Below are 20,507 nucleotides of genomic sequence, written 5' to 3'. Positions count from 1 at the left end.
AATTTATCATGTGGATGCTGCAATACGCTGTATGTTAAAACAGTCTAAGAAATCCATTCCTGAAGTAACTTATGATTATACTGCCCTTAGCCTGCAAACAGACAAGGCGGGTATCATTTTATCAGCTTCAGCTGACCTGCTTTCTTTTACTGGTAAGCATCAGGAAGCATTAATTGGCAACTCCTTCAAAAAAATTATCGACTCTGCCGACAAGCCCAAACTACAGGCAATATTAAATACCGGTGCGGGTATAGATACCGGTCTCCACATACAATTAGCAGTAAAGGGAAAATCTGGCGTACGCCATATTGGGTTCAGGGCAATATACCAGCAAAGCAATCATAAACCGAATGATGTAATAAACTGGAATGCCATAGCGGAAGTGGATGAACAAACTGAGAGTTTATCGGCACAGCTGGAAGCCGCCCGGCGCGAATTAAAAGAAGTTACCGAACGCTATAAAGTTATTGTACAGCAAAGCTCAGAGATCATCTGGCGCTGCGAACTACAAACACCGGTGAACATTAATGACCCGCTGGAGAAACAGCTGGAACAATTGTTTGAGGGCTGTTTGGCTGAGTGTAATGATCAGATGGCGCATTTTTATGGGTTTGAAAACGTAAGCGATGTTATAGGTAAAAAGGTATCGGTTTTCTTTGATCCCAATGAACCTGTCACTTATCAGGTTGCCACAGAATTTATACAGCAAGATTATAAAATATACCGCCGGCTCTCAATGCATTTCGATCACCAGGGAAACAAACGTTATTTTTTGAATAACCTGGTGGGGGTGGTTGAAAATGAAAGGTTGTTACGTATTTGGACCACGCAGAATGAAATTACTCAGTTGCGCATGGCTGAAAAGGCCAATCGTTATCAGGCCACAGTGCTGGAGAATGTGTTTGATGCGGTTATGTCGTCTGATGAAAATTATATAACGAAAAGCTTTAACCAGGCAGCAGAAAAGTTGTTTGGGATAAAAGCTGCCGACATTATGGGGCAGCCCATCCATGAGCTGATTGATTTTCATTTTCACGATACCACCCGCGAACAGCTGTTGGAAGATCTGTTTACCAAGGGTGCATGGACGGGTGAAATTTCTTTTATAAGAGCCTCAGACGAAAAAAGAATTGTTTTCTGGTCAACGATTTCTGTAGTAAGGAATAAAAAAGGTCAGATAACTGATATCATTTCTATAAACAAAGACCTCACCGAACGAAAACAGGCTGAACAGGTGGCTGAATTGGAATTAAAACGCAGCCAGCAACAACTTACTGAATATAGCGAACGCATTACAAATATCCTCGCCAGTATAACAGATGGGTTTATTGCTGTAGACAAGAATCTGAATATTTTCTTATGGAACCATGCCGTAGAGCATTTAACCGGTCTGGAGGCAAAACATGTGATCGGTTCAGGCGTTGAAAAGATCTTCCCGGGTTTAATTGATACTGCTGAGTTTAAGCAATATGTAGCCGCTATCAATAAGGACAGCTCCTCAAACTTTGAACATTTTCTGCCAACGTTTAACCGGTGGCTCGAAACAAGCGTTTATCCTTTTTCACAAGGCGCTTTTATATACTTCCGCGATATTACCGATCGTAAAAACCAGGAAAGGTTACTGGAACTGGAGAAGCAGGTGTTGGAAATAAATGCACAACCTGCGGCTTCCCTCAAAGCAACCATCGATTACTTCCTTGATGGGCTGGAGAAAATCTTTGCCGATGTGATATGCTCTGTGATCATGTTGAATGATGACAAGCAAACCATCATGCATTTGTCGGGACCCAGCCTTTCCGATGAATTTTCACGAGCTACTAATGGAATAAAGATAGGGCCCTATGTGGCTTCCTGCGGCACCGCTATATATAGAAAGGAGCGGGTAATTACCGTTGATATTGATACCGATCCTTTATGGGAGGATTACAAGGCCTTTGCGTTGAAATTCGGACTACGGTCCTGTTGGTCGTTCCCTATTTTAAATGCCAGCAATGATGTGCTGGCTTCTATTGCCATTTACCATCGCTATCCGGCAACACCAACCGAAGCTGAGTTGAGTTTATTAGAGCGTGTGGTCAGTTTATTACGGATAATAATTGAGAACAAAAATGCGGAACTGAAGATAAGGTTGAGTAACGAACGGTACTTACTGGTTACCAAGGCCACAAACGATGCCATTTGGGACTGGGATGTAAACACCAATACCCTGTATTGGGGCGAAGGCATTTATACGCTCTTTGGTTTTAAACCCGGTTATGTAGATAACTCTTCTAATTTCTGGGAAAGCTGTATTCATCCTGATGACCGCGACCGGGTGGTGAATGGGTTAAATAAATTTATTACAGACAGTACTTCCAAAATTTGGGAAGATGAATATCGGTTCATAAAACCCAATGGCCAGCACGCGCTGGTGTTTGATCGTGGTTTTTTAATTTATGACCATTCCGGTAAAATTGCCCGTATGGTGGGGTCCATGCAGGATATTACCGATAAAAAGGAACTGGAAAAGAAATTATTAAAACAGCAGGTAGACAAACAAAAGCTGATAGCCCAGGCGGTAGTGAATGCCCAGGAAAAAGAAAGGGCTGAAATTGGCAAGGAGTTGCATGATAATGTTAACCAGATACTGTCAACCGCAAAATTATACCTTGAACTGGCACTAACAGATGATGGTAGCCGGCTTGAGCTGATCAGTCGCAGTACCAATAATATTTCTGATGCTATTAATGAGATCAGGACTATTTCCCGTTCACTGGTGCCGCCGAGTATTGGCGATCTGGGGTTGATTGACTCGGTGCAGGACCTGGTTGAAAATATAAAAGCCACCAAACGTTTGCATGTTGAATTCTATTATTCGGGAAACATTGATGATATTTTGGATGAAAAAAGAAAGCTGATGCTTTTTCGCATAATCCAGGAACAGGTGAATAATGTATTGAAGCATGCAGCTGCCAAGAACCTGGTTATTGAACTGATTGCAGATAGCGAAGGTTTTGCCGTTGATCTTACGATCAGCGATGACGGTAAAGGTTTTGAATTGGATAAAGTACGCTCGAAAAAAGGAGTTGGCCTTTCGAATATAGCCAGCCGTGCACAGTTATTCAATGGCAGTGTGCATATTGTGACCGCCCCGGGCGATGGGTGTAAATTGAAGATTAATGTCCCTATTTCAAATATCTAAACCCCCTTATTGAGTATGGAAAAAATAAGTGTTTTAATTGCAGATGACCACAAGCTGATACGGGAAACCTGGAGTTTCATTTTGAATAATGATCCCCGTTTCACTGTGGTGGCCGAATGCGGCGACTCGGAGCAGGCTGTTGAAATGGCCAAGAACAAGAAACCCCAGATTGTGTTGATGGATATAAACATGCTGCCTATTTCGGGGTTCGAAGCCACTGAAAAGATCAGAAAGGTCTCGCCCGCTTCCCGCATTATAGGTATTTCCATGCACTCGCAACCCGCTTACGCCAAAAAGATGTTGCAGATTGGCGCTCGTGGCTATGTTACCAAGAATTCTTCCAAGGAAGAAATGATAAACGCCATTATGGAAGTGCATAGCGGTAATAAATACATCTGTGATGAAATAAAGAATAATATTTCTGAACTCGTTTTGGAGGAAAATAAGGACGTGCCGAATGTGAATGCCCTCACCGAACGCGAAATTCAGATCATCAACCTTATTAAAGAGGGACAGTCTTCAAAAGAGATTGCCATGAGCCTGAATATTTCTTTAAAAACAGTTGAGGTGCACCGGCATAATATTCTGAAAAAGCTGAAACTTAAAAACTCTGCCTCACTGGTGAACTTTATAAATAATGTGGCCACCAGTATGTAATTGTGTACAACGTACTATTATATATAGGGTACCATTAATATTTAGTGTTCAGAGTGTAAGGGACAATTAATTGCCAATTTGGGGGATTTGCATTAATCATCTAGGGGTAAACATTTATATCCGGCTGAAAAAATTCATTAAGTGTTTAAAAGACATTGATAATTTTATGAATTCTTTCAGAAAATTTAAGAAGTTTGTGCTACCAATATCTATAGTAAAACAATCAAAATCCAACGTCCGTAGTCCAGATCCTAGTGAAAGCCGAACCGTCCAATGCCCGTTTAAATTAAAAAACAAACCGGCGCAGATATTGATCCAATGTCCTGATGAGGAACAACCCCCATACCTATGAAGACTGGGGGTTTTTTTCATTTTCTCTAACACTTCTCATCCCGCTCACATTTCTTCTTTTCCTTAATTAACTGTAGCTTTGCGCTTTCTTTTTATAATCGGGAGTAATACATGAGTGATGCAATAAAGCATGAATGCGGATTGGCATTCATCCGTTTAAGAAAGCCGTTCTCCTACTATTTACAACAATACGGTACAGTAATGTGGGGCCTTAATAAGCTGTACCTGCTCATGGAAAAACAACACAACCGAGGCCAGGATGGCGCAGGTTTGGCCGCAGTGAAGTTGAATGTAGAGCCGGGTTACCCTTTTCTTTCTCGTGTTAGAAGCGCTGCAAATCAACCAATCGCAGATATTTTTAGCAAGGTAAGTGCTGAAGTGAAAGAGCTGGAAAAATACCAGCCCGATGTTATGAAACACCCCGGATTAATGAAGGGGCATATTTCATTTCTCGGTGAATTATTGTTGGGGCACCTGCGTTATGGTACCCAGGGAAAGAACAATGCAGAATTCTGTCATCCATTTATAAAACGCAACACCATACCAGCCCGTAACCTGGCGCTGGCAGGTAATTTTAATCTGGTTAATACCGACGAGCTGTTTAACCTGATCAATATAGAGCCTGGTGAGTTTCAAAAACAAAGCGATCTGGCCGCTATGATGGAAGTGATCCATCATTTTCTGGTAAAAGGTGATGAACAATCACCTGGTGAGATGGATGTACTGGGTGTATTGCGTAAAGCAGTACCGCTGTTCGATGGCGGTTTTACCGTAGGTGGCTTATTAGGGAATGGCGATTCATTTGTATTCAGAGATGCACATGGTATCCGCCCTGCCTATTATTATATAGACGAAGATGTTATTGTTGCCGCTTCTGAGCGGTCGGCTATACGTACCGTGTTCAATGTTGGTGAAAATGAAGTAAAGGAACTGATGCCTGGTTTGGGATTGGTGGTTAAAGCCAACGGCGAATTCACCATCGACAAAGTAGTAGAGCCTAAAGAACGCAAGGCCTGTAGCTTTGAGCGCATTTATTTTTCACGCGGCAGTGATGAAAAGATCTACCGCGAACGGAATGCCCTCGGCTATAATTTAACTCCCCAGATCCTGGAGTCAGTTAATAACGACCTTAAGCATACCATTTTTTCATTTATTCCCAATACGGCCGAAGTAGCCTTTTACGGGTTATGGAAAGGCCTTGATGATTATTTAAAGAAGGTAAAAATTGAGCGCATTTTATCGTGGGGGAAGAATTTTACCGAGGAAGAGTTGTCTGAAATGATCAACCGTAAAGTACGGATTGAAAAGGTGGCCATTAAAGACGTTAAGATGCGTACGTTCATTACAGAAGATGTAAGTCGTAATGAAATGGTGCAACACGTTTATGATGTTACCTATGGTACGGTGGAAAAGGGTGTTGATACGCTGGTAGTAATAGACGATTCTATTGTTAGGGGTACTACCCTTAAAGAGAGCATCGTTCGAATGCTGGCCAGGCTGGAGCCGAAAAAGATCGTTATTGTTTCTTCGGCACCACAGATCCGCTACCCCGATTGTTATGGTATTGATATGAGTAAGCTGGGTGATTTTATTGCGTTTAAGGCAGCTACGGAATTAATGAAAGAACAAGGCAAGGAAGATTGCCTGAAAGAAGTATACGAAAGGTGTAAAGAATTGCAACGTTTAGACCAGCTACATACGGAAAACGTTGTTCAGAACGTTTATAAACCATTCACAACCGAACAGATCTCAAATAAAGTTGCTGAATTAATTACTCCTAAAGGGCTCAAAATCCCTGTTGAGGTAATTTTTCAGACGATTGAATCCCTTCACCAAGCGTGTCCAACCAATACAGGCGACTGGTATTTTACCGGTAATTACCCGACCCCTGGAGGCAACCGGGTAGTTAATAAGGCATTTATTAACTACATGGAGGGTAAAAATGTAAGAGGGTATTAAAAAATCTAGTTGATTGAAAGTTATACTGTTATTAATGCATATTTAGTATGGTATTTGCGTATATCAGAAAAAATGCTTAATATCAGGTAATGGATTATATGTAACCTCTTCGAAACCCCAAGAAAACAACGGTATAAGCTCATCCATTAGTAGTTGTACAAAAGGTCCTGATGAAACAGTCCTGGTGCCTGTTTTGCGTGCCGTTGTGCAGTTTATTAGCTCATTCACACACTACTGAAAAAAAATTAGTATGAGTAAAATTACCATCATGATTGTTGATGATCACACCTTGATCCGCGAAACCTGGTCGTATTTGTTAGGACGGAACGAAGAACTGGAAGTTATTGCTGAATTAGGGGATGGTCAACGGGCCATTGAAATTGCAAGGGATAAACGTCCCAACATTGTGCTTCTTGACATTAATATGTCTCCACTGAATGGCTTCGACATTTTAAAAATGATCCGTAAGCTATCACCTGGTTCAAAAGTTATTGCTGTTTCCATGCACTCACAGCCTGCGTACGCGAAAAAAATGCTGCGTCTGGGTGCCCGTGGATACGTAACAAAGAACTCTCCCCGAAAGGAAATGCTGGATGCCATTCACGAGGTAACTGCAGGTAATGTGTATATATGCCAGGAAGTGAAAAACATTCTATCTGAGCAAATGATGAGTGAAGAGGAAGGAGGAGATGGATTGAATCAACTTTCTGAACGCGAAATAGAAGTGATAAACCTTATTCGCAATGGATTATCATCAAAAGAAATTGCAGATAAGTTAGCGATATCTATAAAGACCGTAGAGGTGCATCGCCACAATATTTTAAAGAAATTAAAGGTAAAAAATACAGCATCGCTGATTAATTATATCAATTCAAGCGGACTGTAATTCTCCTCGTTTTTTATTGGTTCATTATACGCCTGGTAAATCGTATTTTTCCCCACTGATAAATGCGTTTGGCAAAGTATTTGCGGCAATGCACTTGCCGACCGTTTAGCTTCCTATGGGGAACCAATTTTAATAACAGGAACCTGTTAAATTTCTGATTCCTTTGATCGAACTCATTATTTTTAGGGGGATTAATCCCCCTATTATTTTTTTATGAAGACAGTAATAATCATAAGGCACGCAAAGAGCAGTTGGGATCAACCGGGTGTTGAAGATTTTGATCGCCCATTAAATGAAAGAGGTAAGGAAGATGCGCCCAGGATGGCCGGCCGGTTACTGGAACGCAAAGTGAAGATAGACGCCTTTATCTCCAGCTCCGCTAAAAGAGCGCGTAAAACAGCCTCGCTGTTCATTAAAGAATATGGTGGCGAAAAAGAAGACATTATCCTCATGCCGGAGTTATACCTCGCTGGTCCCGAAGCATTTTATGATGTCATTGCAAAAGCGCCCGCATCGGCAAATACCATTGCCCTCTTTGCGCATAACCCCGGAATTACAGAATTTGCCAATGAATTAACCGATGTGCGTATAGACGATATGCCCACCTGCGCCATCTTTGCCATTAAAGTAGATATTAAAGACTGGACTGATTTTAAAGAAGCGCAGAAAGAGTATTGGTTCTTTGATTATCCGAAGGCTGTCTGAAACGGGATTTATGGGATTAATTGGATGAGCTGGGATAATAGATGGACTGGGATGGTGGAATTTATGGGATGGATGAGATGATTGGGATGATGGGATGTGACCTTATGGTTTATTTGATTTGTTCAAGCAGGCCTTTGATCGCTTTTTTATAATCTTCCATTGGCCAGGCATTCAACTTATAACGGAATTTTCCGGCTGCTTCCAGTGCTTTTTGTAAGTTGAACTGAGACTGTGGAACGGTATAGGCCAGTTGCTCTTTGAGCAGGTGGGTGGCCACATATTCCTGTTCTGCCTGCCCGGGCGTAGGCACCAAAATACTTTTTTTACCAAGCTTCAACAAGTCCATTACGGTAGTATAGCCAGAACGGCTGATCACTAATTCTGCATTGCACATCAGGTTATTCAACAAACCGGCCGGAAGGTGATTGTATATTATCAGATCGTTTTTTACCTGCACCTCATCCCCCTCGCCTGGCAATCCCCTTACCAATATGGTTTTTCCCGGTTGTTGTTCCAACTGCCGCCTTAAAAGGTTTTCAAAAATGGTACGTTGTGGTTCAGGCCCCGAAAGTATGACCAATAATTTTACTGAATTGGTTATGGCGGAACAAGGATTTAACCGGCTCAGTCCGCCAATGTATTGCACTGGTATTGCGGGTAATGCGAGCGGGTGCGATAACTGGCCGGCCAGGGTTTTTGATCCCTTGCCGTCAGGCACCCAACAGGTGGAAAACCGGTTTATACGACGATAGTTTAACCATTGAACCAGCTTGTCAGTCAACTTTCCAAGTCCGGTTTTTATATTTAACTGATGGGTGATGAAAATGGAAGGAATTTTGCGTGTATATAAACCGAACCGGTTGTCAGAAATGATACAATCAACGGGTTGCGATTTAAGGAAAATATTTAACCAGTTTTTTTCGTTATTGATTTTGATCAATATTTTTGGAATCTGGAGGATGATCCGGACCATAGTACCCCACCTCTTTTTGCCGTATTTCAAATTATAGCCTGCCAAATGCACGTATGTTAGCTGGGGAAATTCCCGGATCAACAACATTTTTTGTGTTGAATTACAGGCTATAATAACTGTACAACCCTGATACTGTAATTCGTGAATGATAGGAATACAGCGGGTTGTATGGCCTAATCCCCAGTCGAGGGGGGATAATAGTACGATAGGCTTTTTCGATTGGGTGTTAAAATTGTTGATTTCGGCCAATATGAAGTACTAATTTGTTCGTAAAATAGCTTAATTTAGTAAGAACCAAGTATATGAAGAAAGTATGTTTTTCCGTAATCATTTTGTTAATTGTTAGCCTGGTTATGGCCAGTTGCAGTTCGGGAAATAGGATCGCTGGTGGCGGTTCATCCAAAAAATGCGGCTGCGGTTTAAACAGGGGATTTGTAGGTTATTAAAGCCGATGGAAATGAAAAACTCTAATCGCGATTTGCTTGTCTTGGTAAAAGATGCTTTTACAAACCAGGAAGCCATGCAATATGAGCTTCAACAGTTGAATACGCTCTTAGGGGATTTTGAAACGCTGGAGAGTTTTTGCCAGGCGCATGAAGTATTCGATCTGCAGAAATATCGCGTCCTTACAAAAAAGGCCCAGTTACAAAAGATAATTGAAAAGGATATTTTAAAGCCTTTTGTATTTATCTGCAATAAGAATTAGTCTAAATATAAAGCGTGGCACGGTTTCAAACCGTGCCACGCTTCTTTTATAGGCATCTAACTAAGTTGCTTCAAAGCACTCCTCAACTGACTGATCATTTCACCGATCTCTTCTTTTTTACAGGTACCCACGCTTAACCGGTACCAGGGCGAGGAACGGTCGGCACCAAACGCATAAAAAGGCACCACGGCCAGTTTAGCTTCGTTCAACAAATAAGCGGTAACATCGCTTTGTTGTAATAGCTGGTTGCCACTTTTTGTTTTTTTACCAACCAGGTCAATTTTTATAGTAAGGTATATAGCCGCCTGCGGTGCAATGGCATCAACGGAAAAGCCTTCTTTTTTCAGTTCCTGCAAACCATTATAGATATCCCGCAAACGAACTTCCACCTCCCCTTTGAAATGCTTCAGGTAATTGTCGATGGCGTCATTATTGTACAGGAAACGGGCGCAGGCTTTTTGTTCGGCCATGGGAGCCCAGGCCCCAAGATGGCTTAAAATGGCATTCATTTTATCGCGAATTACCTGGGGCCCAAAGGCCCAGCCTACACGAACACCGGTAGCAGCAAAACACTTACTGATGGCATCAATAAAGATCGTATAAGCTTGCATGGCCGGCCTAAGTGAAACGGGGTTGTAATGCTCAATATCACCAAACGTAAGCTGCCAGTACATTTGATCGTACATCACATACAACTTCTTCTCATTATCACCCCGGCGGCTGTTTTCTTCCAACACCATGTCACAGATGGCTTCCAGGTCGTGTTTGGTAAAAGTGGTACCCGTGGGATTTTGGGGCGAGCACAGGGCCAGTAAAGTGGCGCCTTTTAAATGTGGTTTAATGTCTTTGGCAATGGGCATAAAGTTATTTTCAGCCCGGGCTTCAATTACCACATGCTCTGCCCCTATAAAATGCGTATAATGGTTATTGTTCCAGGAAGGTACTGCATAGATCACTTTATCTTCCTTATCGCAAACGGCGCGGTATAAAGAATAAATAAGCGGCCGGCCACCAGAGGCCACCAGGATCTCAGCAGGTTTATAGGTAAGCTGCTCCCGTTCTTTCAGGAAGTGAGCGATGGCCTCCCGCAGATCGAGATTTCCATCTCCTGCGGGGTAATTGGTAAAATGCTCCCGGTAGGCCTTAATGATCTCTTCTTCCAGTTCTTTGGGTATAGGGAAAATGGATGGGTCAAAATCACCAACCGTAAAGTTATAGATCCTTTCACCCGCACGGATTTTATCGCGTATTTCTCCGCCCAGTTTTACAATTTCCGAACCGATCAAAGTTTCGGCAAGATGGCTTAGTTTCATCAGTAAATATTATAATGCAAAAATAGACCATCGAAATCAAATAGGGGTATAATAAGGTTATCCGGCCTGTAATAGGTAACTTTTCAACTATGTTAACATGTATATCCCATTACCTTTGCAAGGAATTAACAACTTAAGCGTTTTTATTTTCAATAAATCAGGTATTTTTCTGTTATTGCAACACTATGAAAAGACTTTTATCGCTCGCTATCCTGTTGATAAGCTGTACATTAGCTGAAGCACAGTCGGGTTATAATATTCCTATTACATTAAAGCCTTATAAGAATACCTACATATATCTGGGTTATTATTATGGCAGGCTAAAGGCCCTGGCCGACTCCACCCTACTGGATGAGAATGGCAAAGGCAAGTTTTCTGGAAAAGAACCGCTGCCAGGTGGTATTTACTTTATTGTTTCACCCCATAAGGAGATCCTGTTCGAACTGCTGATTGATAAGCAACAACAGTTTTCCATAGCTGCCGATTCGGCAACGTTGCCCAATAATGTAGTTTTTACCGGTTCGCAGGAAAACAACCTGTTCCATTTGTATACCCGGTTCACAAGCCAAATAGGGAACGAGATCAATAATACCAGCACTGATTTAAAAAAGGTAAAGAATAGCAAGGATTCAACAAGGTTGAAAGCCCGGTTAAAACAGCTTACGGATAGAATGCAGGTATACCGGGATAGCATGATCGCTAAAAATTCCAATTCATTTCTTGCTACCCTGTTCCAGGCAATGAAAGAACCTGTAATTCCGCCAGGAGCAAAACACCCCGGCGGAAAGTACGACTCCCTTTACGCGTACCGGTATTTTAAATCGCATTATTGGGATGGCATTTCCTTCAGTGATGGAAGACTGGTGCGTACTCCCTTTTTTGAATCAAAGCTTGAAAAATATTATAAAGAACTGGTAGCGCCGGCCCCCGATTCAATAATACAGGAAGTTGACCATATGTTGTTGTATTCAAGAAGCAATACAGAGATGTTCAAATTCCTGATGGTGCATTTTGTACAGAAATATATCAATCCTGAATATATGGGCCAGGATGCGGTATTTGTTCACCTGTTTGAAAAATACATCAATGCCGGTCAGGCCGACTTCTTTACACAACAGTATAAAGATTTTATGTTCAAAAGGGCTTACAGCATGATGGCTAACCAGATTGGGCAACCAGCCGCCCCACTGAACCTGGTAGATACCCTCGACAAACCGGCTCCTTTGCATAACATAAACAGCAATTTTGTTGTGATCTGTTTCTGGGACCCCACCTGCAGCCATTGTAAAGAAACAGTGCCTAAAGTTGATTCTATATATAAAGCAAAATGGAAAAATGAAGGCGTTGCTTTATACGGGGTAATGGTAGATGGCGGCATGGATAACTGGAAAAAATTCATCAACGATAATAAGCTCACCGGCTGGACGCATGTTTACCAGTTACCTGCTCAGCAAAAAGAGGAAGAAGCTGCAGGCAAACCTAATTATCGTCAGTTGTACGATGTGTACCAGACCCCTATTCTGTATTTGCTGGATAAAGACAAGAATATCATAGCAAAAAAGCTCAGCTACCAGCAACTGGATGAAGTGATTGATCTTAAACTTAAAAATAAAAAAATTAACTAGCATTATGACTGTAATCAGTAAAGCGGCTCTTGCTACATCACTGATCTTCATGACTGCCGCCGCAAACGCCCAGGTATTGTTTACCTATGGCGGTAAATCGGTTACAAAGAATGAATTTCTGAAGGCCTACAACAAGAATAATTCTGATACCAGGCCTACCGATCAAACCTATCGCGATTACCTGGAATTGTACATTCGCTTCAAGCTGAAAGTACAGGCGGCCCTTGATAAAAAAATGGACACGCTGGCTAACCAGCAGGCAGAGTGGAACAGCTTCCGCAACCAGATAATTGATGGTTACGTACGCGACGAAGCCAGTATTAATGAGCTTACTACCGAAGCCATTGTTCGCGGTAAAAAAGATATTCATCTTGCCCACATCTTCGTAGCTGCCGGAAAAAATGCTACTTTAGAAGACATCAAAAAGGCTCAGGATAAAATCAATGCCGCCTGGGACCAGCTTCAAAAGGGCCAGGATTTTGCAAAGATAGCAGCACAGTATTCTGAAGATGCCACCGTTTCAGAAAACAAAGGCGATGTTGGCTATATTACTTCACTGGTACTGCCCTACGAACTGGAAAATGCTGTATACAGCACAGCAGTTAATAAATACTCAGCACCCGTTCGCAGCAAAGCCGGATTTCATATTTTCAAAAACCTGGGCGAAAGAGAAGCGCTGGGCAGAATGAAAGTGGCTCAAATTTTACTCTCATTCCCACCTGACGCCAGCGATGCACAAAAAGAAGTAATTAAAAAAAGAGCCGATTCAATTTATAACGTGTTGAACACCGGCAGTGATTTTAAAGTACTGGTAACACGATACAGCAACGATAATATTTCCTGGCAGGCTGGCGGTGAAATGATGGAGTTTGGAGTTGGACAATATGAACTGCCCTTTGAGAACGCCGCCTTTGCACTTAAAAAAGATGGAGAAATAAGCAGACCTGTATTAAGCAGTTTTGGTTATCATCTTATAAAACGGTTGAGTTACAAACCGGCAACCGGCGATATCACCAATACACCACTGCGCGACGATATGAAGCAACGCATTGTACAAACCGACAGATTGGAGGTTTCGCAAAAAATGTTGCTGAAGAAAATACTACAGGTTACTGGTTTTAAAAAGAATAAAGTAAACGAACAGCACCTTTTTATATTTGCCGATAGTGTTTTAGACAATAAACGCACACCGGTTTTTGTAGATGTTACCGCTAAAACACCCCTGTTCTCTTTTACAAAGAAAACAGTTGCCGTAAAAGATTTTGAGACCTATCTGGAAACCCTGCGTAACTATGACAACATGAAAGCCGGAAAGACCAGGGCGCAAATGTTGCAGGAATTCACTGAAGTAAGCGCATTCGATTATTACCGCCAGCACCTGGAAGAGTTTAATAAAGATTTCAAGTACCAGTTGAACGAGTTTAAAGAAGGAAACCTGTTGTTCGAGATCATGCAACGCAACATCTGGGACCCTGCTTCCACCGATTCGGCCGGATTGAAGAATTATTATAACGCCCATAAAGATAAATACTGGTGGGAAAGCAGTGCAGATGCGATCATCCTGACTGCTATAAGCGCGCAAGCAGAAGAATTCAGAACAAAAATGAAGGAAAACTATAAAGACTGGCAAAAATATGTCAATGCCAGCGGGGGGCAATTAAATGCCGATTCAGGCCGTTTTGAATTGAACCAGATCCCAGTAGTAGGAAGGACCAACTTTACAGAAGGTCTGATCACTGCCAATGTGAAAAATGAATCAGATAATTCAGTGGCATTTGCCTACATAGTTAAGCTTTATCCAAATCGCGAAATGCGTGGGTTTAATGATGCCCGTGGTTTTGTGATCAACGATTACCAGGTATTCCTCGAAGAAAAATGGATAACAGATCTTAAGAAAAAATATCCAGTGAAAATAAATGAGGCAGAACTGAAAAACCTGCCCAAATAGTCAGGGAATACCACCGCTACAATTATTCAACCTCATACACATAGAATGCTACTGTTGACAGTAGCATTTTCTTTTTTATATGCAGAAAGGGATAAGCAGATAGCTCCGTTTTTGAAAGCAGAAATCGGATGTTGAACTGTTTCAGGGATTGATACTGCATATCTGTCCAGGTATTATAATTACGGCATTGCAAATAATAGCAAAGCTGCGTTGCTTCCACCAGCGAGTTACGTGTTACAGCAATGGATTGATCTTTTAAAAATGAGAGCTGCGGCACTTGCTGGTAAAAACCTTTATAGTATTGGTATTCACTGGAGGCCTGGGTTAGCTTTCGATGGCCTATTTTAATAAAGGGTACAATGCTCAAAAGTAGTAGCATGGAAATAACCGGGAGAAATATCTTTTTATTTATCTGGCCCCAGGCTTGTTGAGCAACGAAAAAAAGAAGCAGGTGAAAAAGGATTATGTCCGTTAAGATGTAACGGTCCAGAATAAACAAAGGCAGATACAGCAATGGATAGCATGCAAAGAACCAGGTTATATTGTGAATGCTGCGATCATAGATGATCTCCTTCCTTTTATTCCGGGTTATTGCCAGTATTAACAGGGACGCGAAAAGTACCAGCCATTTAGCGCCGGTATTGTCCAGGTTCCAGATCAAATCGCTGAAGGAACCCTTTATAAGGGTTAACTGATGGTGAAAGTTGCGTTCATCACTGAAGGGGGACCAGTCATATGCATCCAGCAAATGAGTGGGGTCAGTATGAATGCTGTAGGCTGTTGGGAAAGGCGGGGCAGATAAATTTTCATTGGTAGGAAAGTCCTTGCCATAGTCAGGATTTACCAAATTGTGGTTAAGCCGGCCCGAGGTGGCAAAACAGAGCTTGTTTTCATGAATGCTTAAAACGGTGATCCAAATTGCAGAAAGAATAATAAAAACGCCATAGGTTTTTAGGATCGGAATAAGGTGTTTTAATTTGTCAGCCGTGTTTTTGAATATCACCAGTAGTGCCAACAACCCCAAAAACAAATGGATGGGTACAAAATTATAAGCTTTTGAGAAATATGCACAGGCTCCGGCCAGGCCTGCCAGTAACGGGAATTGTTTATTGTGTGAAAAGCGGTTATCAGTTATCAGTAAAAGGAACCCTAAACATAAAACTGTTGCCATCAGGTCTGGCGTAAGTGTTGACATGGCATAATACAACATCAACAACAGGGCGTAGCCGCTAAAGGCAAAATAAAACAGCGCTTGCTTTAAGTAGCGGTAAGCGAACTTGCATAATATGTATAAACCACTGCCAGCGAAAATAAAATTTATAACATAACAACATGGCAACAGAGGCAGATGGACCAGTTTACAGCAACACAACAGCCATGAGTACATAGGCGACCAGTAACCATTAATGGCATGTTCCCAGTCCCCGGCTGCATATCTTTCAGCCAGGTTAATGTAACTCAGGGTGTCGTTATTTAAAAACTTATGAAAGGCAAACTGAAAATATAAGCCAACCAGTGCCCCGATAATAAACAGGCCTGCAATAATTTTATTAAAGCCTGCCTGTTGCATTATTATCTTATTTCCTTAACTACATTATAGATCACCTTAGGTTTGCCTAGTGTATAATAGTGCAGCACTGGTACACCGGCTTTTTTCAACTCTTTCGATTGCAACAACAGCCATTCTGTTCCCACTTTTTCAACATCAATATCCGATTTGCAATTCATGATCTCATTGCTGAGCTCATCAGGAATATCAACATGGAAGGTGCGGGGAATAACCGATAATTGCTTTTTGCTGGTAATGGGTTTTAAACCGGGGATAATGGGTATGGTGATACCGTTTTCACGGCAACGTTTAACAAACTCAAAGTACTTCTGGTTATCAAAGAACATTTGCGTTACTACATATTCGGCACCCGCAGCCACTTTTGCTTTCAGGAAAGCCAGGTCGGTTTGTAAATTAGGTGCTTCAAAGTGCTTCTCAGGATAACCGGCTACACCGCAACAGAAATTGGTTTTAAAGCCATCGCGAATATCTTCTTCCAGGTAAATACCGGTGTTCAGGTTTTGCACCTGTTTCAACAGGTCAATGGCAAAGCTGTTGCCTCCTTTTTCCGGTTCAAAAACAGTTTCATTTTTAGCCGCATCGCCGCGAAGCACCAGAACATTGTCAACTCCAATAAAGTTTAGATCGATCAGCGCATCTTCTGTTTCCCGTTTGTTAAAACCGCCACAAATAAGGTGAGGTACCGCATCGACCTTGTAATGGTTCATCAGGGCTGCGCAAATGCCAACGGTGCCGGGTCGTTTACGCACTTCCACTTTTTCAAAAGTACCATCGGCCTTCTTTTTAAACACATGCTCGCTTCTATGATAGGTAACATTTATAAAGGAGGGCTTGAACTCCATCAGTGGGTCCAGGTGCTCGTAAATCGAATTGATGGTTTTGCCTTTTAAGGGGGGTAATATTTCAAACGAAATAAGCGAATCCTTCGCCTGACGGATGTGATCGATAACTTTCATGTAAATAAAATCAGTTTTTCAAAGGCTCACCAGCGAACAGGTCCTGAAACAGGACCGGTGCCCCCTTGCTTGTCTACTATTGTTAAAATGAAATAAGTAAATTTTGAACTATTTGAAAATAAGCAGATTAGTAAAATGCCTGTTTTCTGCCATATTTCCAGTCTGCAAACATAACGTATGAAATCCGGATGGCAAATACCTGTTAAATTACCGTGTTGGCGTTATTCAATTTGAATTAGTTCTGGTATTTTTGCCGGAAACCTTAAGTACAATTGATCAGCGAGATTCATACACAGGAATTAGTAAAAATTTACCGTAACCGTACCGTGGTAAATCATGTTTCGGTGAACGTTAAACAAGGTGAAATAGTAGGGTTGCTGGGGCCTAATGGCGCCGGTAAAACCACTTCATTCTACATGGTGGTTGGTTTAATAAAACCCGATGAAGGAAAGGTTTTCCTCGACCAGCAGGAGATCACCCAACTCCCTATGTATAAACGGGCCCAAATGGGTATTGGCTACCTGCCTCAGGAAGCCTCTGTATTTCGTAAGCTAAGTGTGGAAGATAATATTAAGGCGGTGCTTGAAATGACGAAGCTTACCAGAGCCCAGCAGCGCCAGAAGCTGGAAAGCCTGCTCGATGAATTCAGGCTGCATCACGTACGAAAGAATAATGGCGACTCCCTGAGCGGTGGTGAACGCCGAAGGACCGAGATAGCCAGGGCCCTGGCCGTTGACCCGAAGTTTATTTTATTAGATGAACCTTTTGCCGGTGTTGACCCTATTGCCGTTGAGGATATTCAGGCGGTGGTAGCCCGGTTGAAATATAAGAACATTGGTATTTTGATCACGGACCACAACGTGAACGAAACGCTTTCAATTTGTGACCGCGCCTATTTGTTGATTGATGGAAAGATCTTTCAACATGGAACAGCTGAAGAACTGGCTGATAATGAACAGGTGCGTCGGTTGTACCTGGGTCGCAATTTTGAATTAAGACGTAAGGACTACTTACATGAAGAAGCCCTCAAGGCCATGGACATTTCTTCAAAGAAATAATTAATTTTTACCCGCTGGCCTATTTATTGCAGTTTAAGGGACAGCGTGTCAATTAGTTATTAGATATTTTGAACATATAACAGCCCGTTTACAGTATATTTAGGCTGACTGATAACTCGCATCTATTTATTCCCTCAAATTCTTTATTTTGCCACTAGTGAAACATCAATAGTGAGACTATTATCGCCTGCCATATCATCATTGGCCCGCATGCGTTTGTGGCGCATAGACGGGTGGAAGAATAATCCTGTGGATGCCCAACGTGAGGTGCTGCAGGACCTGGTCACTTCTGCCCAATACACAGAGTTTGGCAGAAAGTATAATTTCTCCGCCCTGTTCAATGTAAAGAACTTCAAGCAAACGGTGCCCATTCATGAGTATGAAGACCTTCAGCCATACATTCAGCGTATAATGAAGGGCGAGCAAAACCTGTTATGGAATACGCCGGTATACTGGTTTGCCAAAAGCAGCGGTACCACCAGCGATAAAAGTAAATTCATTCCGGTAACAGATGAAAGCCTTGAAGACTGTCACTACAAGGCTGCCAAAGATGTGTTGACGATGTATTATCAGTTTTATCCCGAATCAGATCTGTTAACCGGCAAAGGATTGGTAATTGGCGGAAGCCATACCATTAACCCGCTGAACTCAGATGCGCAATATGGTGACCTTAGTGCGGTGTTGTTACAAAATTCACCCTTTTGGGGTCATTGGTTACGGGTGCCCGATCTCAGTATTGCCCTGATGGATGAATGGGAAAGCAAGATCGAAAAGCTGGCTTACAGTACCATAAAAGAGAACGTTACTTCCATTTCAGGAGTGCCTACCTGGACGCTGGTATTGTTCCGCCGAATATTGGAATTGACTGGTAAAAGCACCATGGCCGAGGTATGGCCTCATTTGGAATTATACATGCATGGCGGCGTATCCTTTACCCCTTATAAAGAACAATTCCAGAAACTAATTGGCAAGCCTATACATTACCTGGAAATGTATAATGCCAGTGAAGGTTTTTTTGCTGCCCAGGATATTCCGGGTGAAGATGGGATGCTGTTATTTACCGATCATGGCATTTTTATGGAGTTTATGCCGCTTGAAGAGTATGGTAAAAAACATCCCGAAACCATCGGTTTACAGGAAGTGGAACTGGGTAAGAATTATGCCATGGTAGTGAGCACCAATGGGGGTTTGTGGCGATACTTATTGGGTGATACCGTGCAATTCACGTCATTACATCCTTTCAGAATAAAAGTCAGCGGCCGGGTTAAACATTTCATCAATGCCTTTGGCGAAGAAGTGATCGTTGATAATACCGATAAAGCCATTGCGGTGGCCAGCGAAAAAACAGGCGCCATTGTAAATGACTATACTGCCGCCCCTGTTTACTTTAGCGACAGTGGCAATGGCGGTCATGAATGGTTGATAGAATTTGAAAAAGAACCCATTGACCTGGGCCATTTTGCCCATGAGTTGGATAGCGCCCTTAAAAGCGTAAACAGCGATTACGAGGCCAAGCGCCACAAAAATATAGCCCTGCGCGAACCATTGGTAAGGTCCCTCTCCAAAGGGGTATTCACTACCTGGTTAAAAAGTAAGGGCAAGCTGGGTGGGCAGCATAAAGTGCCCAGGCTAAGCAATGACAGAAAATATATTGAAGAAATTCTCTCGCTATAGAAGCCGTGAGCGTCCTGAGCGAAGTCAAAGGATCGAAGGGTCAGGCATTGAGCGTTGAGCATCCTGAGCGCGTGTCCGCCTTTGGCGGATAGCCGAAGGATCGAAACGCGTATCCTCCAAATTCCTCAAATTATCCATTGCATTGGCATTTCCTGTACTTTTGCTCACCCAAATACGATACTATGAAATTATTAGAAGGAAGAATTGCTATTGTAACCGGTGCAGCCCGTGGCATTGGTGAAGCTATTGCGTATAAACTGGCTGAACATGGCGCACACGTAGCATTTACCTACGTTAGCGACAGCAGTGCCGAAAAGGCCGCTCAGTTGGAACAAAAAATAAAAGCACTGGGCGTAAAATCCAAAGCGTATAAAAGCAATGCCGGTAACTTCGCAGAATGCGAAACCTTTGTAAACGATGTGGTAAAAGAATTCGGAACCGTTGATATTTGCGTAAACAATGCCGGTATTTCAAAAGATAACTTATTACTGCGCCTTACACCCGATCAATGGGATGAGGTAATGGATATAAACCTGAAGAGTGTTTTCAACATGACCAAACAGGTTATTCGCCCTATGATGAAAGCAAAGAAAGGCTCCATCATAAACATGAGTTCTATTGTAGGGGTACGTGGTAATGCCGGCCAGTCAAGCTATGCCGCCAGTAAAGCCGGTATTATTGGTTTTACCAAATCGGTAGCGTTGGAACTGGGAAGCCGCAATGTACGTTGCAACGCCATTGCTCCCGGTTTTGTTGAAACTGATATGACCCACTACCTGAAAGATGGAGATGGTGCAAAAGCGTTCCTGGAAAAAATTCCTTTAGGCCGCTTTGGCAGTGCCGGAGAAATAGCCGATACCACCTTGTTCCTGGCTTCTGATATGAGCTCCTATATAACCGGACAGGTTATAAGCACCTGCGGCGGATTGAATATCTAATGGCAGT

The 20,507-nt window shown here is 42.3% G+C and carries 15 protein-coding genes; 11 read left to right on the top strand and 4 right to left on the bottom strand.

Going from position 1 to position 20,507, the window contains the following annotated elements; translation table 11 throughout:
• Positions 1 to 31: 31 nt before the first annotated feature.
• From J7I42_RS04470 to J7I42_RS04450, 5 genes are all read left to right on the top strand, one after another.
• Positions 32 to 3,181 carry a PAS domain-containing sensor histidine kinase gene (locus J7I42_RS04470; RefSeq protein ID WP_209137568.1) on the top strand — a complete coding sequence of 1,050 codons (3,150 nt, stop codon included), beginning with the start codon at positions 32 to 34 and terminating at the stop codon, positions 3,179 to 3,181.
• Positions 3,182 to 3,196: 15 nt separating this feature from the next.
• The gene (locus J7I42_RS04465; RefSeq protein ID WP_081200392.1) at positions 3,197 to 3,838 is read left to right on the top strand and encodes a response regulator; all 642 of its coding nucleotides are present in this window, start codon (positions 3,197 to 3,199) and stop codon (positions 3,836 to 3,838) included.
• A gap of 462 nt (positions 3,839 to 4,300) precedes the next feature.
• A complete protein-coding gene (locus tag J7I42_RS04460) occupies positions 4,301 to 6,148 on the top strand; it encodes a hypothetical protein (protein ID WP_209137567.1) in 1,848 nt (615 codons plus the stop codon).
• Positions 6,149 to 6,398: 250 nt separating this feature from the next.
• On the top strand, positions 6,399 to 7,034 hold the full coding sequence (locus tag J7I42_RS04455) for a response regulator (protein WP_209137566.1): 636 nt from the start codon (positions 6,399 to 6,401) through the stop codon (positions 7,032 to 7,034).
• A 213-nt stretch (positions 7,035 to 7,247) separates the two neighbouring features.
• Entirely contained in the window at positions 7,248 to 7,739 is a 492-nt protein-coding gene (locus J7I42_RS04450; RefSeq protein ID WP_209137565.1) for a SixA phosphatase family protein, read from the top strand.
• Between the two features lie 109 nt (positions 7,740 to 7,848).
• Here the strand turns inward: J7I42_RS04450 and J7I42_RS04445 are convergent, their stop codons facing one another.
• On the bottom strand, positions 7,849 to 8,961 hold the full coding sequence (locus J7I42_RS04445; protein ID WP_209137564.1) for a glycosyltransferase: 1,113 nt from the start codon (positions 8,959 to 8,961) through the stop codon (positions 7,849 to 7,851).
• 208 nt (positions 8,962 to 9,169) lie between these two features.
• Between J7I42_RS04445 and J7I42_RS04440 the strand changes: the two genes are divergently transcribed.
• Entirely contained in the window at positions 9,170 to 9,418 is a 249-nt protein-coding gene (locus tag J7I42_RS04440) for a hypothetical protein (RefSeq protein WP_209137563.1), read from the top strand.
• Between the two features lie 56 nt (positions 9,419 to 9,474).
• Here J7I42_RS04440 and J7I42_RS04435 read toward each other — a convergent pair whose 3' ends face one another.
• Positions 9,475 to 10,731, bottom strand: a complete 1,257-nt coding sequence (locus tag J7I42_RS04435; protein WP_209137562.1) for a pyridoxal phosphate-dependent aminotransferase — start codon at positions 10,729 to 10,731, stop codon at positions 9,475 to 9,477.
• A gap of 185 nt (positions 10,732 to 10,916) precedes the next feature.
• Here J7I42_RS04435 and J7I42_RS04430 point away from each other — a divergent pair, with 185 nt between their 5' ends.
• Positions 10,917 to 12,356 carry a redoxin domain-containing protein gene (locus J7I42_RS04430; protein WP_209137561.1) on the top strand — a complete coding sequence of 480 codons (1,440 nt, stop codon included), beginning with the start codon at positions 10,917 to 10,919 and terminating at the stop codon, positions 12,354 to 12,356.
• A gap of 4 nt (positions 12,357 to 12,360) precedes the next feature.
• Entirely contained in the window at positions 12,361 to 14,304 is a 1,944-nt protein-coding gene (locus J7I42_RS04425; protein WP_209137560.1) for a peptidylprolyl isomerase, read from the top strand.
• A gap of 22 nt (positions 14,305 to 14,326) precedes the next feature.
• Here J7I42_RS04425 and J7I42_RS04420 read toward each other — a convergent pair whose 3' ends face one another.
• Together J7I42_RS04420 and J7I42_RS04415 are read right to left on the bottom strand one after the other, a co-directional pair.
• Positions 14,327 to 15,874 carry a hypothetical protein gene (locus J7I42_RS04420; protein WP_209137559.1) on the bottom strand — a complete coding sequence of 516 codons (1,548 nt, stop codon included), beginning with the start codon at positions 15,872 to 15,874 and terminating at the stop codon, positions 14,327 to 14,329.
• Positions 15,875 to 15,876: 2 nt separating this feature from the next.
• Positions 15,877 to 16,830 (bottom strand): methylenetetrahydrofolate reductase, encoded by a 954-nt coding sequence (locus J7I42_RS04415; RefSeq protein WP_209137558.1) that lies wholly within the window; start codon positions 16,828 to 16,830, stop codon positions 15,877 to 15,879.
• Between the two features lie 272 nt (positions 16,831 to 17,102).
• Between J7I42_RS04415 and lptB the strand changes: the two genes are divergently transcribed.
• The 3 genes from lptB (at position 17,103) to fabG (ending at position 20,500) form a co-directional block, all read left to right on the top strand.
• The gene (gene lptB, locus J7I42_RS04410; protein WP_209137557.1) at positions 17,103 to 17,888 is read left to right on the top strand and encodes an LPS export ABC transporter ATP-binding protein; all 786 of its coding nucleotides are present in this window, start codon (positions 17,103 to 17,105) and stop codon (positions 17,886 to 17,888) included.
• A gap of 171 nt (positions 17,889 to 18,059) precedes the next feature.
• Positions 18,060 to 19,562, top strand: coding sequence for a GH3 auxin-responsive promoter family protein (locus J7I42_RS04405; RefSeq protein WP_209137556.1), 1,503 nt, complete (start codon positions 18,060 to 18,062; stop codon positions 19,560 to 19,562).
• Positions 19,563 to 19,744: 182 nt separating this feature from the next.
• Positions 19,745 to 20,500, top strand: coding sequence for a 3-oxoacyl-[acyl-carrier-protein] reductase (fabG, locus tag J7I42_RS04400; RefSeq protein ID WP_209137555.1), 756 nt, complete (start codon positions 19,745 to 19,747; stop codon positions 20,498 to 20,500).
• Positions 20,501 to 20,507 lie beyond the last annotated feature (7 nt).

It is taken from the genome of Niastella soli, from assembly GCF_017742245.1.
GTDB classification, from domain to species: domain Bacteria; phylum Bacteroidota; class Bacteroidia; order Chitinophagales; family Chitinophagaceae; genus Niastella; species Niastella soli.
Note: the sequence above shows the minus strand (reverse complement) of the source record. Positions and strands in the feature narration are given on the sequence as shown.